Raw genomic sequence first — 14,823 nt, forward strand, 5'->3', positions numbered from 1 at the left:
GCCTGTCTCGACGGACGCGTAACGTGGGATTATGAAGAGGCCCGCGATTCTTTCCACCGCTGCCGCCGGGATGTCCGGCGGGCTCGCCGTCCGGGTTTCGGAAGCGCGTGCAGCGGGATCTGTGGTCGAGAGTCTCTCCGACGGCATATCCATGATCCCGCTCACATCGGTCACCATTGCGTTCTTGCTGGCGCTTGCCGTCGGGCTTGCCGCGATGCGGTTCATCTGCCGGCGGCGGATCAACGGTTTGCGGGCGGAACTTGATAATCTCTCCAATCAGATAGACGGTCGCGACACCGCCCTGCAGAGCCCGCAGGTGGGGCTCATTGGTCTGGTCGCGTCGGACTCCTCGGACGAGGGATCGGTGCTGCGCCATGTGAGCCCTCCGGTAGCTTCCCTGCTGCGGGCCGAAGCCGACAGCCTGAATTCGATCGACGCGATCGCCGCGATGTTGTCGGACGGTTCCGGTTCCAGGCTGGTGACAGCGGTTTCCAGGCTCATGGCGAATGGTAAGGCCTTCAGCTTTGAGAGCGGAATCCGCAACGGGGCCCGCATTGTGCGCATTACCGGGGTTCCGATCGATGCAGGGTTCGGAGCGCAACCGCGCGCGGCGGTCTCGATCGTCGATGTTTCCGAGTTGGCCGGCGAGCGCTCTGCGGCGGAAGACGAGGCCCGCAAATGGCGCCGCAAGACAGAGGATCTGCTCGCCGCCGTCAACCTGCAGACGATTCCGTTCTGGCAGCGGGACGAGGACATGCGAATCCGTTTCGCCAACATTGCCGCCGACGTGATCGACCTCGATTCCGAGCCGGCGCGCGACACATCGCGCCGGGCCCGCAGACTGGGCGCGCCGTTCTCGGAAAGCCGCTTCATTGTCGTCGACGGTGAGCGCCGCCTGTTCGAGGTGACCGAGGCGCCCAGCGCCGGCGGGCGCGGCACGGTCGGCTGGGGCATCGACGTCACGGCGCTTGAAGAGTCGCAGGCGGAGATCGCCCGGCATATCGCGGCTCATGAAGACGTGCTCGAGGGGCTCTCGACCGCGATCGCGATCTTTGGACCGGACAAGCGGCTGAAATTCTTCAACAGTGCCTTCGCCAATCTCTGGGAGGTCGAACCGGCTAAACTCGATGCCGACCCGACGATAACGGAATTCCTGGAACTGCTTCGGGAATTGCGGCGGCTTCCCGAACAGTCGGACTTCCGTGCCTATCGGGATCACTGGAATGGACTCTTCACGCGCCTGATCGATCCGCTCGAGGACTTTTTCTTCCTGCCCGACGACCGCACCTTGCGCATGGTCGTCATGCCGCATCCCTTCGGCGGTCTCTTCCTGACCTTCGAGGATGTGACCGACCGCCTGGCGCTGGAGCGGAGCTACAACACTCTGAACGAGGTGCAGCGGGAGACCATCGACAACCTCGCCGAGGGGGTCGTGGTGCTCGGCGCGGACGGGCGGATGACGCTTTCAAATCCGACCTTCATCCGGATGTGGGATCTCGACGAGGATTTTCACGAGCAGTCGCTGCACGTCTCTGATGTCCTGGAGGCGATGCGGCCCCTGTTCCCGACGGTGGAGGAAGCCGTCTGGGAGGACTACAAGCAGGAATTCGCCGCCCGTTTCGCTGACCGGTCCGTCGAACATGGCCGCACCGAGCGGCCGGACGGAACGGCACTCGAATACTCCTTTGTCCCCCTGCCGGACGGCGCCACCCTGGTGAACTTCCTGGATGTCACCGACACGCTCAATGTGCAACGGGCCCTGCAGGACCGGAACGAGGCTCTGGAAACGGCCGATCGCCTCAAGAGCGAGTTCATCGCCAATGTGTCCTACGAGTTGCGCACACCGCTCAACGCGATCATCGGGTTCGCCGAAATGCTCGTCAGCGGTTATGTCGGCGAGGTCAGCGAACGGCAGAGCGAGTATATCAAGGCCATTCTCGAGTCTTCCGGTCGACTGTCGTCGCTGATCGGCAACATCATCGACCTTGCCTCGATCGAGGCCGGCTATCTCACGCTTGACCCGAAGGAGCTCGATGTCCGAGAGGTGGCGACGGCGGCCGTGTCCCTGATCGAGGAACGGGCCCGGTCCCAGAATATCCAGATCCATGTCGACATCGACGACAGCGTCGACACGATAGAGGCGGACGACCGCCGGTTGCGGCAGATCCTGTTCAATCTCGTTTCCAGTGCCGTGCAATTTACCGAGGCCGAAGGCCGGATCACGCTGAAGGTGCGCGCGGATGCCGAGAACGTGGAGTTTGTGATTCTGGAAGGCGGCGCCGGGGTGCCGGAGGAAATGCGCAGCATGCTGTTCGAGGTCTTCTCCGGTGTGGAGCGCGGCGGCCGGGCTCAAGGGCCGGATCTCGCCCTTCCGCTCGTCCGGCGACTCGTCGAACTGCATGGCGGTAGCCTGTCGCTCGAGCCGGTGGACGGAGACGGCCTGTCCATCAAATGCCGGATGCCGCGCTATGCCGTGGTGCCGGACGCCAATCCGACCTTTGCCAACGAGCTCTCCCTGTGACCGAAGCACACGTTGCCGCCGGCCTCCATCTCGACGGGCTGGAAAACACCGAGGCACTCGCCTGGATCTGTGCCGATCTCGCCATGCCCGGCTGCTGTTTCCTTCTCTCGGGCGGGCTCGGCGCCGGTAAGTCCACCTTCGCCCGCGCCTTCATCCGCTATCTCCTCGGACAGGATGAAGAGGTGCCAAGCCCGACCTTTACCCTGGTGCAGCAATACGGTCCCGTCGATAAGGGCGGGCAGGAGGTCGAGATTTGGCATGCCGATCTCTACCGGATCGGCGACCCGGACGAGGTCCTCGAACTCGGCCTGGACGAGGCGTTCGAGACCGCCATATGCCTTGTCGAATGGCCGGAACGTCTCGGAACCTTCGCTCCGCCGGAAGCGGTGGCGCTCCATTTCGAGATATGCGAAGGAGGTCCGGCGGAAGACGGCGATCGCCTGGTCGCGCTCTCGCTTCCCGAGCGCATGCGGCCGGGATTTGCGGATGCCTTTGCGGAAGCCGGGTTTGAGGTCGTTTGGACGAATGAGTGACACTATCGTATCGGGGCCCCGGGCCCGCGCGCGCCGGGCTTTCTGGGACGAGGCCGGCTGGTCCGGCGCAATGGAGTCCGCCCTCGCAGCCGATGCCTCCTTCCGGCGCTATTTCCGCCTTAGCAGGCCGGACGGGCAGCGCGCGATCGTCATGGATGCACCGCCCGAGAAAGAGGACGTTCGCCCCTTCGTCGAGGTTGCGGAGATCCTGGAAGACTTCGGCTATAGCGTTCCCGGGATCCTTGCCAGCGACAGGGAATCGGGATTCCTGCTGCTCGAGGATCTCGGCGACATGACCTACACACGCGCACTCACCGCCGGCTACCAGGAACGCGCGCTTTATAGCCTGGCGGGAGACCTGCTCGCAGATCTGGCAAGCCGCGACGTCAGACCGATCCGAGACCGGCTGCCGTCCTACGATGATGCGAAGCTGCTGCAGGAGACCCTGCTCTTCGTCGACTGGTATCTCCGGCCAGGTGTCGGTCTCCCCGTCGACGACGATGCTCGTGAGGCCTATATCGCCGCCTGGCGCGAGGTTCTGCCCTCCGCCCGCTGCGGCCGGGACGTGCTCGTCCTGCGCGATTTCCATGTCGACAACATGATGGTGCTGGAGGGTCGGCACGGGATTGCGGCCTGCGGACTGCTCGATTTCCAGGACGCGGTGACCGGACCGGCCAGTTATGACCTCGTTTCCCTGCTTCAGGACAGCCGGCGGGATATTCCGCCGGAAATCGTCAGCGAGGTCATGGAGCGCTATCTCGAAGCCGTGCCGGAAATCGGTGACAGGGACGCATTCATGCGGTCCTACCGCGTCCTTGGAACGCAGAGGGCGTTGAAGGTGTTCGGAATCTTCGCACGGCAGTCCGTGCTTTACGGAAACCACGGCTACCTCGGGCATATTCCGCGTCTCTGGCGTCTCACGATGGAGAATTTCTCCGATGACGCTCTTGCGCCGGTGCGGGATTGGATCGAAAAACACGTGCCAGACGATTATCGCGTGACGCCGCCGCCCGGCGGTCGCGCGCCTTGAGGAACACCCGACCGACATGCTGCTCACCAGATTGAAGACGAAGAAGGTAACGATCCCTGAGACCGCCATGATCCTCGCGGCGGGAAAGGGGACGCGCCTGGCGCCGCTGACCGACGAGACGCCGAAACCGCTTGTCGAGGTCGATGGCAAGGCGCTGATCGATCACATCCTCGACCGGCTGGTCGCCGTGGGGGTTAGGAAGGCGGTGGTGAACACCTTCCATCTTGGCGAGCAGATCGAGAAACATCTCGATGACCGCAAGGATGTCGAGCTTGTCTTCAGCCGGGAAGAAGAGTTGCTGGAGACCGGGGGTGGGGTTCTCAAGGCCCTGCCGCTGCTCGGCGATGCGCCGTTCTTCGTGATCAACGGTGACAGTCTCTGGGTCGATGCCATGAAGCCGACCCTGGCGCGGCTGGCCGAAGCCTGGGACGGAAAGGCGATGGATGCGCTGCTGCTGATGCATCCCTTTTCGCGCGTGCCCGGCTGGCATGGCTATGGCGACTTCACCATGGATCCGGAAGGCCGCCTGATGCGGCGCGAGGAGCGCCGCGTGGCGCCCTACGCCTATATGGGCGCCTCCATCCTGCAGCCGCGGCTCTTCGAAGGAGCACCGGAAGGAGCCTTCTCGCTCAACCGGCTCTACGACAAGGCCGAGGAAGCCGGACGGCTCTACGGTGCCCTGCATGACGGGCTCTGGTATCATATCAGTACCAAAGAGGATCTCGAGACGGCGCGGCATCTCTATGCCCAGGGCCACGTCCCGGACGTGCCCTTCTTCTGAGATCCGCCACCAGGGGAGGCTCCATGGGGATCGGCGGGCTCTATGCCATCGCGGCGACGGACGGCTTCGCCGATACGCTGGCGCGGGGCCTCTGGCAGGAGGCCGGCGAGGACCCGATGGTGCTGGTACGGATGTCCGTGCTGCTGCCGACCCGCCGTGCCGTCCGCACCCTGCGCGACAGTTTTCTGCGCCTCGGCAACGGACGGCCGATGCTGCTTCCATCGCTGCGCCCGGTCGGCGATATCGACGATGACGAAGGTGCCTTCGGCGGGCTCGACGGCGCCGCCGCTGCGGGCGATCTTCCGCCGGCCGTTCCGGGGCTTCGTCGTCAACTGCTCCTGACCCAGCTCGTTCAGCGCTTCCTCGACCGCAAGGACGGCGGGGCGGCGATTCATGCCGCCGGGGTCGATCACGCGGCGTTGCTGGCGGGCGAACTCGCCCGCTTCCTCGACCAGGTCCATACCGAACAGGTCAGCTACGAGGGGCTCGCGGGCCTCGCGCGCGAACGCTATGCGGCGCACTGGCAGGAGGTATTGGAATTCCTCTCCATTGCGACCGAGTTCTGGCCGGCCATGCTGGCGGAGGAGGGCGCGATGGAAGCGCCGCTCCGACACGCGGCGCTGGTTGACCGCCTGGCCGCGCTCTGGGCCGCTAGTCCGCCGGAGGATCCGGTGATCGTCGCCGGCTCCACCGGCAGCATCCCGGCGACGGCGCGTCTGATGGGCGCCGTGCTCGACCTGCCGCGCGGTTCCGTCGTCCTGCCTGGCCTCGACCGGGAGGCCGATGCCGCGACATGGAATGCGATCGAGGGCGATAGCGGCCATGCCCAGCACAATCTCGCGCTCCTGTTGCGGCGTCTCGGCAAGACGCGGGAGGATGTCCAGCATTGGCCCGCCGCCGGCGCCCGGTCGACCCGCGCCGCCCGTGCCCGGCTTATCCAGGAGGTGCTGCGCCCGGCCGAGACAACGGAAGCCTGGCGGCGCCTCGCGGAGACCGATCAGGATCTACTGACGCTTGGCACTGAAGGCCTCTCGGTGCTGAGCTGTCCGAGCCATCACGAGGAGGCGGAGACCATCGCCCTGCTGCTGCGCGCGGCGCTGGAGGACCAGACCCGCACCGCCGCGCTGGTCACGCCGGACCGGGTGCTCGCCCGCCGGGTGAAGGCGGCGCTCCGGCGCTGGGAGGTCGAGGTCGACGATTCCGCTGGCCAGCCGCTCGCCGCAACCCTGCCGATGACCTTCTGGTTGGCAACGGCGGACATGGCGGCCGAGGCCTGCGCCCCGGTGCCGCTGCTCGCCGCCCTGAAACATCCGCTGGCTGCCGGCGGCATGACGCAGCCGCGGTTCCGACGGAGGGTCCGCACGCTCGAACGGACGGTGTTGCGTGGACCCCGTCCGGCGCCGGGGCCCGACGGCCTGCTTGCCGCGGCCGGCGTGGCCTTCGCGGGTGACGAACTGAACGACATGCGGGCCTGGATCGAACGGCTTGCGGAGCCGGTCGAGGCGTTTTCCGCCCTGCTGCGGAGCGACGGGATCTCGCTGATCGACCTGCTCTCCGCCCACAACGCTCTGGCGGAAACTCTGGCCGCAACCGACGAGGAATGCGGCGACAAGCGGCTCTGGGCCGGGGAGGCGGGCGAGGACGCCGCCAACTTCCTTGCAGAGCTTGCCGAATCCGCCCGCGACTTCCCGGCCATCGAGGGGCGTGACTATCTCTCCCTGCTCGAGGCTTTGCTGGCCGGCCGGGTGCATCGGCCGCGCTACGGCGCCCATCCGCGCCTCGCCATTCTCGGCCCCCTGGAAGGCCGTTTGCAACAATATGACCTGATGATCCTCGGCGGACTGAACGAGGGTACCTGGCCGCCAGATCCGGGCGCGGACCCCTGGATGAGCAGGCCGATGCGCGCCGAGTTCGGCCTGCCGGCGCCGGAGCGCCGGATCGGGCTTTCCGCGCACGATTTCCAGATGGCGGCGTCGGCACCCGAGGTGGTCCTGACCCGGGCGGAACGGGTCGAGGGTGCGCCGACCGTCGCCTCGCGCTGGTGGCTGCGGCTGGAGACGGTGCTCCGGGCGCTGAAGCTGACCGACAAGGTGCGACTGTCCGTGGCGGACTATCCGTACTGGCAGCAGGCGCTTGATATGCCGCGCAAGGTCGAACCGGTGAAACCGCCGACCCCGCGTCCGCCGCTCGTCGCCCGTCCGCGGCGCTTCTCCGTCACCGAGATCGAGACCTGGGTCCGGGATCCCTACGCGATCTACGCCAAACGCATCCTCGGTCTGCGGGCGCTCGACCCGCTCGACGCCGATCCGGGCGCGGCGGACCGGGGGACGATGATCCACCGGGCGCTGGAGCTTTTCACCGAGGAGTTCCCAAGGGACATCCCGCCCGGAGCAGTGCGGCGCCTGATCGAGATCGGGCGCGCCGAGTTTGCGCGGGAGATGGCGCATCCCTCCGTGCAGGCCTTCTGGTGGCCGCGATTCGAGCGCATCGCCGAATGGTTCGTCGCGACCGAACAGGGCCGCCGTGCGGGCCTTGCCGAGATCTGGACGGAGAAGAAGGGGAACGTCACCGTGCGCGGGCTGGGGGACCCGGTGGATCTGAATTGCGAGGCGGACCGGATCGAGCGGCTGGCGGATGGCGGTTTCGCGATCATTGATTTCAAGACCGGCACGCCGCCGACGGAAAGCCAGGTCACGGCCGGGTACTCGCCGCAGCTTCCGCTAGAGGCTCTCATCCTCTCCATGGGCGGGTTTGAGGGCGTGCCGGAAGGCGCGGTCGAGGCGCTCGAGTACTGGCGGCTCAGCGGCGGCGATCCGGCGGGCGAGCGCAAGGGGATCAAGACGGCCGTCGAGACACTCGTCAGCGAGGCCGAGGACGGTCTGCTCAATCTCATCAGAACCTTCGACGATCCGGAAACGCCCTACCGATCCCGCCCGGCGCCGGATTATGCGCCGCGATATTCCGACTACGAACATCTGGCGCGGGTGAAGGAATGGTCCGCCGGCGGGGAGCCTGACTGAGATGGCGGAGCACGATCCGAAAGCGGTGGTCCTGGAGGCGGACCGGGCGCAGCGGCGGGCGGCGGATCCCGCCGCCTCGGTCTGGGTCGCGGCGTCGGCCGGCACCGGCAAGACCAAGGTGCTGACCGACCGGGTGCTGAACCTGCTGCTCGCGGGCGCCGATCCGGGACGGATCCTCTGCCTTACCTTTACCAAGGCGGCGGCGGCGGAAATGTCGGCGCGCATCTCCGGCAAGCTCTCGGAATGGGCGGTGACGGGCGAAACGGAGCTGAGCGGACAGCTGGGAAAATTGCTGGGCCGGCAACCGGCGCAGGAACAGATTGCGCTCGCCCGGCGACTATTCGCCCGCACGCTTGACACGCCCGGCGGCCTCAAGATCCAGACCATTCACGCTTTCTGCCAGGCGGTGCTGAAACGTTTCCCGCTCGAGGCGGGGCTGCCGCCGCATTTCCAGGTCATGGACGACCGTACCGCCGCCGAGCGGCTCTGGGATGCGCGCGACCGGGTGCTGAACATGGCCGCTGCCGATCCCGAGAGCGGACTCGGCCAGGCCCTCCGGCTGATCAATCGCCGCTTTGCCGAGGAGACCTTCGACGGGCTGGTCTCCGAGCTGCTGCAGGAACGTGCCCGGCTCGCGCGTTTCGTCGCGGCGGTCGGCGGCAGGGAACGGATCGATGCGGCACTGCGAATGCATCTCGATCTGGCGGAAGACGAGACTGCCGATACCGTGCTGCGTGACGGTCTTGCGGATGGTGCCTTCGATCCGGTCGGGCTGCGGCGGGCGACGGAAGCTTTGCTCGAAAGCAGCAAGACGGACGTAAAACGCGGCGAGGCGCTGGCGGATTTCCTCGCTGCGGAAGGCGAGCGTCGGGTGGAGCTCTTCGAGAGCTATTGCGGCGTATTCCTCACTGGAACGGGCGAACTCCGCAAACGGCTGGCGACGAAGGCGGCGGTCGAGTTTTTCGCCGACACAGAAACCGTGCTGAGCCGCGAAGGCGAACGCCTGATCGCGCTGAAGGAACGTCTCAACGCTCACGGCCTCGCCGAGCGGACCTCGGCGGTCCTGCGCATCGCCGCCGCCGTGCTGGACGGCTACCACGCAGGAAAGAGGCGCGGGGCGCTGGTCGATTTCGAGGATCTCGTCGCCACGGTCTGCGATCTTCTGAGGCGACCCGGTGTCGCCGCCTGGGTGCTGTTTAAGCTCGACGGCGGGCTCGACCACATCCTGATCGACGAGGCGCAGGACACCAATCCGGAGCAATGGGAGGTGGTGCGGGCGCTGACCGAGGAATTTTTCGCCGGCGAGGGGGCCGACGAGGACGCCCGCGATGCCGGGCGCAGCATCTTCGCCGTCGGCGACGTGAAGCAGTCGATCTTCTCCTTCCAGCGCGCCGATCCGGAGGGCTTCCTGCGGATGCGCCGGCATTTCGCCGCGCGGGTCGAAGCGGCCTCGGGGGCCTGGGCCTCGGTCGATCTCGAGGTTTCCTTCCGGTCGGGCGCCGCAGTGCTTGGCCTCGTCGACCGGTTGTTCAACAGCCGTCCGGCGGGCGAGGGCGTGCTCGAGGCGGATGCGGACGGTGAACTGCAGTCCATCCGTCACGGTGTCTCGCGCAGCGGCGATGCGAGCCTGGTCGAGATCTGGCCGCCTTTTCTGCCGGCCGAGAGCGAGGAGGAAGTCAGCTGGGCACTGCCGCTCGCCCAGCGCGGGCTCGATAGCCCGGCCTCCCGTCTTGCCGGCGCGATCGCCGGGCGCATCCGCTCGTGGATGGACAGGGGAGAGATCCTGCCGTCGAAGGGACGCCCCATCGGCCCCGGCGACATCATGGTTCTGGTGCGAAGGCGCGGCGGTTTCGTGCACGAGATGGTGCGCGCCCTGAAAGAGCGGGATATCGATGTCGCCGGTGTCGACCGTATGGTGCTGAGCGACCAGATCGCCGTGATGGACCTGATCGCGCTCGGCCGTTTCCTGCTGCTGCCGGAGGACGACCTGACACTCGCGACGGTGCTGAAGAGCCCGTTGATCGGGCTCGCGGAGGACGACCTTTTCGAGTTGGCCTGGAACCGCAAGGAAAAGCGGCTCTGGCGCGAATTGCGCCGCCGCGCACCGGAGACCGCAGCCTTTGCCCGGGCCGACGAGCTGCTTGCCTCCTATCTCGCGCGCGCCGACACCATGCCGCCCTATGAGCTCTTCGCCGGCATCCTCGCCGAGGGCGAACCGAGCGGGCGGCGGCGGATCCTGGAGCGGCTCGGCATCGAGGCCGCCGATCCGCTCGACGAGTTCCTCGCCCAGGCCCTGGAATACGAGCGCGGCCATGTGCCCTCGCTGCAGGGTTTCCTGCACTGGCTCGCAGCCTCCGAGAGCGACATCAAGCGCGACATGGAAGGCGGCGACGGAGGGCGCGTGCGCGTCATGACCGTGCATGGCTCCAAGGGCCTGCAGGCGCCGATCGTCTTCATGCCGGACACCATGCAGGTGCCGCGCGGCACGGCGAAAATCCTCTGGAGCGAGTCGGACGATGGCGTTCCGGTGCCGCTCTGTTCTCCGGCGAAGGCGGAGGATGCGGCGGCCAGCAGCGGCGCGAAGGAGGCTGCCGAGCGCAAACGGAACGAGGAATACCGTCGCCTGCTCTATGTCGCGATGACCCGGGCAGAGGACCGGCTCTATGTCGCCGGCTGGGCGACCAGGCAGCGGGCGCCGGAGGGCAACTGGTACGACCTCGTGCGGGCTGCGATGGGTGAACTGGCGTCCGAGATCGAGGACCCCGCGATCAGTGCCGCGTCCGGTTCGGACCTGCCGCTGCTGCGGCACGAAACGCCGCAGGAGAGGGACGTGACGCCACCGTCCGGAGCTGCTGTCGCCGCGACCGGAATGAAGCACCCGGTGCCCGGCTGGGCGCTGTCTCAACCGGCGCCGGAGCCCGTTCCGCCGCGTCCTCTGATGCCGTCGCGGCCAAGCGACCCGGAGCCGGCGCTGCGCTCGCCGCTATCTCCTGCCGACCAGGGGCGCTTCCAACGCGGCCAGCTCATCCACCGCATGCTGCAGGTTCTCCCTGACCTGCCCGCGGAGCGCCGCAGGGACGCGGGCGCCGCGTTCCTTGCGCGGCCGCTGCACGCGCTTCAGCCGGAGGTCGCGGAGCGCTATCTGGACGAGGTCATGACGGTGCTGGAACATCCGGATTGGGCCGCGCTATTCGATTCTGGCTCGCGCGCCGAAGTGCCGATCGTGGGACAGGTCGCGACCGGCGACGGCGGGATCACCGTCGTGTCCGGCCAGATCGACAGGTTGCTCGTCGGGGAGAACCGGGTGACGGTCGTCGATTTCAAGACCAACCGGCCACCTCCGCAGCGGCTGGAGGACGTGCCGGCGATCTATCTGCGCCAGATGGCCGCCTACCGGGCCCTGCTCACTGGCATGTTCGACGGACGCGAGGTGCGCTGTCTGCTGCTCTGGACCGACGGACCGTTCCTGACCGAACTGCCTCCGAAAATGCTCGACTCATACGGCCCGGGCTCAAGAGCCGGCTGACACAGAGGCTGTCTGCCCCGCGGAAACGCTGGGCCGGGCCTGGCCGCCTTGACGGGGATGCCGCCGCTTCCTAGATTCACTGTTCATGCGAGGGTAAGAACCCGGCATGTGAGACAAGGCAAACGAGGAAGCCCCCATGTCGACGGTTACGGTTACCGACTCAAGTTTCTCCGACAGCGTTCTGAATTCCGACAAGCCGGTTCTGGTCGATTTCTGGGCCGAATGGTGCGGACCGTGCAAGGCCATCGCCCCGGCGCTCGAGGAAATGGCGCAGTCGATGGGCGAACGGGTTACCGTCGCCAAGATCAATATCGACGAGAATCCGCAGACCCCGCAGCAATATGGCGTGCGCGGCATCCCGACCTTGATCCTGTTCAAGGACGGACAGGTTGCCGCGACCAAGATGGGCGCGATGCCGAAGGCTCAGTTGCAGCAGTGGGTGGACGAGGCGCTCTGAGCGGCGCCGCGACTTCATCGGAATGAGTAAGGACAGGCGCCGTCGGGCGCCTGTTTTTTGAGCTGAGGCGGTTAGCGCTCGCGCTTCCCGCCGAAGACGGAAAAACTGCCCTGCTGTTTCTTCGGCGAGTCCTGCTCGACGACGACGATCAGCAGCACGAACTGGTCGATCGACGATCCGTCCGAACTGTAGGGCAGGATAAGCCGGTCATATCGCAGGTTTCCGCCGTCCTCTCCGATCGGGAAGACCCGCTGGGAGAAATGCGCCTCGCCTGAGCCGGAGATCTCGCAATAGGTCCGGTTTGCCGTTTCGAGATAGTGTCCCTCGTAGAGTTCCTTGAAGCTCTTTCCGGTCGGATCGCGGCCCGCACGCTCGGCGATCTCGGTTCCGGCGAGGCGATAGCGGAAGGTCGGTTCCTCCAGGGTCCCGCTGCGCTCGATGATCGCCATACGCGGCATCGAACGATGGAACTGCAGCGGGTCGAAACTGCTGCGCAACGGGACACCCTCGCCGCGCCGGTTCGCCATCCAATGGTCGAACAGCGCACGGTGCTCCGGATGAGACAGGCCCACAGCGTCTGCAACCGTACCGGCATAGTGTTTGTCGTTGTGCGGCATGTACGCGCCAATAAGGACCAAGGTTACTCGTAAAGTTCCTTCGAAAAGCTAGTCGGCGGGCATCGCTCGGCAAGTCTTATTTGTTAAAATACGCCGTAATATTAATAGGTTATGATTTTCTAAAATTGATTCTGAATCCACGATATCGCGAGAATCGGAAGAAAATCGATCGTTTTCGATCAAGGGTCTGTTTGTTGAGCTGGTTTGGCGGCGTATAAAGGTATTCAAGAGATGCATCTGATGGGCCAGGTCCCCTGCACCGGCTCTGTCCCGGGGCGACGACTATACGAGCCCGCCAGCTGACGTTAAACATGAAGGCCGCACCTCACCGCCCACCATTGCCGCTTCGGTCCATGAGCAACAGAACCGATATTCTCGACCGGCCGGACAAGGCCGAAGCCTATATCGAACTGTTTTGCGCGCTTGCCGGCGAGCAGGGAGAGGAAATCTGGAAGACGCGATTCCTCAGTGATGCGCCGGCGCGCCTTCTGGCGGTGAACGCGAAGGTCGTACGCACTCTGGTGAGAGGGCATACGGGGTTCCGGGACGCGCTCAATTTCCAGGCCTCGTGCTTTTTCGAGCCTTTGCTCGATGCCGTTCTGGCCGAGCAGTTGCGGCGCGGCGGCAAGGTCTTCGAGTCCCCGCTCTCCGTTCTCGAGCGCCGGGACGATCCGGAAACGGCGCTTGCCGTCGCCACGGCAACGATGAGCGCGGCCGCGCCGCCGGACCTTCGGCCTCGACCGGAATGGAACTGGCGCGGCGAGCGGCGCCTGCGCATCGGCTATGTCTGCTCGGACCTCAGAATGCATCCGGTGGGGTTTTCCGTCCGCAGCATGCTGGTACATCACGATCGCAGGCTGTTCGAGGTCTTTGTCTACGACCGGACGGAAGATCCGGCGCGGCCCGTTCAGGGCCCCGTGCGCCATGCCGCCGATCGTTTCCGGGAGGTGCGGGATCTTGCGCCGGCCGCCCTCGCGGAGAGAATCCGTGCCGACGGGATCGACATTCTGGTTGACCTGAGCGGCACGCCACTGACACCGCAAGAGGATGTTTTCCGCCTGGGGCCGGCCCCTGTCCGGGTGGCGATGATCGGGTACCCGGGAGCCACGGGGGCGGAGACCGTGGATTATACGGTCGCCGACCGGGTCGTCGTGCCCGTCGCGGAGCGCCCCGGCTTTTCCGAACGCCTGATCCTGATGCCGGGAAGCTTCCTGCCCGTCGACGATCAGGCCGAAAACGATCCCGTACCGCCCCGCGCCGACCTCGGTCTTCCGGAGGATGCCTTCGTCATGGCCGCCTTCAACCGCCTCAACAAGGTCGACATGGCGACACTGCGGCTCTGGTTCGCCTGCCTGAGACGCATTCCGCACGCTCTGCTCTGGGTCGCGACGCAGTCGGCGGACGCGGCGGAAACTCTTTGCCGGTTCGCAGCGCAGGCGGGACTTGCCCCGGAGCGGATCCGTTTCGCCGAGCCGACCGGTATCCGCGATCACCGGGCCCGCGTCGCGGCCGCCGATATCGCGCTCGACCCGCTCGGCTATAACGGTGGACATACAACGGCCCTCGCACTTGCACGGGGCGTTCCCGCCGTCACCTTGCCCGGCCGCTGCTTCGCCTGGCGCATGTCGGCCAGCATCCTGACCGCGGCGGGCGTGCCGGAGGGCATCGCAGACAGTCCGTCGGACTATCTCGCCCGTGTCGAACGGTTTGCCGCCGACGCGCCACTGCTCGCCCGCTGCCGTGCCCGCTTGAGACATCCGGAGCCGGGCGGTTTCTTTTCGACAAAGGCCTATGTCGCGGCGCTTGAGGCGGCATTCCGGGAGATCGCGGCGATCCGCTCCGCCGGCGACCGGGACCGGGATATCGAGGTCCGGGCCGCCGGCTGATCAGGCGCCCTCGTCGAGAAACCGGTTCGGCTTGTGGAACATGCTCAGCATCAGTGCGCCCTCCGGGGCTCGCGCGACATGGCGGCTGCCGGCCGGACGCCAGACATATTCACCGGGGCCGATCGAGCCCTGTTCGTCCTCGAGCCGCCCTTCGAGCACGAAGGTCTGTTCGATGTCGGTATGCTCGTGAAACGGCAGAACAGCGCCGGGTTGCCAGCGAAAGAGGGCCGTCATCAGCCCGGTCTCCTTGTCTTCCATCAGCACTTTCACATCCACGCCCTCGAAAGGGGTCGGGCTCCAGTCGAGCTTGTCCGGGTCGACCGGGCGCGAGTCGAGCGCCCCGAGCGCTGCGTGATCCGGATAGTTCGGCGTCTCGATTGCCATCTTGTCATCCTCCCTCCGGGCCATCGTATCGCGGTCCTCGGAAGCGAGCATAACCCGGCCGAGGACCT

At 66.2% G+C, this 14,823-nt stretch carries 9 protein-coding genes and 1 pseudogene; 8 read left to right on the plus strand and 2 right to left on the minus strand.

The genetic code is table 11. The features are described from left to right. Positions 1 to 31: 31 nt before the first annotated feature. The 7 genes and pseudogenes from ACOOE1_RS18605 to trxA form a co-directional block, all read left to right on the plus strand. The gene (locus tag ACOOE1_RS18605) at positions 32 to 2,521 is read left to right on the plus strand and encodes a PAS-domain containing protein (RefSeq protein ID WP_420403704.1); all 2,490 of its coding nucleotides are present in this window, start codon (positions 32 to 34) and stop codon (positions 2,519 to 2,521) included. Further along, positions 2,518 to 3,054 carry a tRNA (adenosine(37)-N6)-threonylcarbamoyltransferase complex ATPase subunit type 1 TsaE gene (gene tsaE, locus ACOOE1_RS18610; protein WP_420403705.1) on the plus strand — a complete coding sequence of 179 codons (537 nt, stop codon included), beginning with the start codon at positions 2,518 to 2,520 and terminating at the stop codon, positions 3,052 to 3,054. The genes ACOOE1_RS18605 and tsaE overlap by 4 nt, the downstream gene beginning before the upstream one ends. Beyond that, positions 3,047 to 4,084 (plus strand): aminoglycoside phosphotransferase family protein, encoded by a 1,038-nt coding sequence (locus ACOOE1_RS18615; protein WP_420403706.1) that lies wholly within the window; start codon positions 3,047 to 3,049, stop codon positions 4,082 to 4,084. The genes tsaE and ACOOE1_RS18615 overlap by 8 nt, the downstream gene beginning before the upstream one ends. A gap of 16 nt (positions 4,085 to 4,100) precedes the next feature. After that, a complete protein-coding gene (locus ACOOE1_RS18620; RefSeq protein ID WP_420403707.1) occupies positions 4,101 to 4,865 on the plus strand; it encodes a nucleotidyltransferase family protein in 765 nt (254 codons plus the stop codon). A 23-nt stretch (positions 4,866 to 4,888) separates the two neighbouring features. Next, positions 4,889 to 7,885, plus strand: coding sequence for a double-strand break repair protein AddB (gene addB / locus ACOOE1_RS18625; RefSeq protein ID WP_420403708.1), 2,997 nt, complete (start codon positions 4,889 to 4,891; stop codon positions 7,883 to 7,885). Between the two features lies 1 nt (position 7,886). Beyond that, a complete protein-coding gene (gene addA / locus ACOOE1_RS18630) occupies positions 7,887 to 11,411 on the plus strand; it encodes a double-strand break repair helicase AddA (RefSeq protein WP_420403709.1) in 3,525 nt (1,174 codons plus the stop codon). A 130-nt stretch (positions 11,412 to 11,541) separates the two neighbouring features. After that, positions 11,542 to 11,868 (plus strand): annotated as a pseudogene (trxA, locus tag ACOOE1_RS18635) (thioredoxin); the annotation flags it as partial. Positions 11,869 to 11,939: 71 nt separating this feature from the next. Here the strand turns inward: trxA and ACOOE1_RS18640 are convergent. Further along, positions 11,940 to 12,485 carry a PAS domain-containing protein gene (locus ACOOE1_RS18640; protein WP_420403710.1) on the minus strand — a complete coding sequence of 182 codons (546 nt, stop codon included), beginning with the start codon at positions 12,483 to 12,485 and terminating at the stop codon, positions 11,940 to 11,942. 353 nt (positions 12,486 to 12,838) lie between these two features. Here ACOOE1_RS18640 and ACOOE1_RS18645 point away from each other — a divergent pair, with 353 nt between their 5' ends. Then, positions 12,839 to 14,371 carry a hypothetical protein gene (locus tag ACOOE1_RS18645; protein ID WP_420403711.1) on the plus strand — a complete coding sequence of 511 codons (1,533 nt, stop codon included), beginning with the start codon at positions 12,839 to 12,841 and terminating at the stop codon, positions 14,369 to 14,371. Here the strand turns inward: ACOOE1_RS18645 and ACOOE1_RS18650 are convergent, their stop codons facing one another. Then, positions 14,372 to 14,755 (minus strand): cupin domain-containing protein, encoded by a 384-nt coding sequence (locus tag ACOOE1_RS18650; RefSeq protein ID WP_420403712.1) that lies wholly within the window; start codon positions 14,753 to 14,755, stop codon positions 14,372 to 14,374. Positions 14,756 to 14,823 lie beyond the last annotated feature (68 nt).

The sequence above is a fragment of the Nisaea sp. genome (assembly GCF_965216895.1).
Taxonomy (GTDB): domain Bacteria; phylum Pseudomonadota; class Alphaproteobacteria; order Thalassobaculales; family Thalassobaculaceae; genus Nisaea.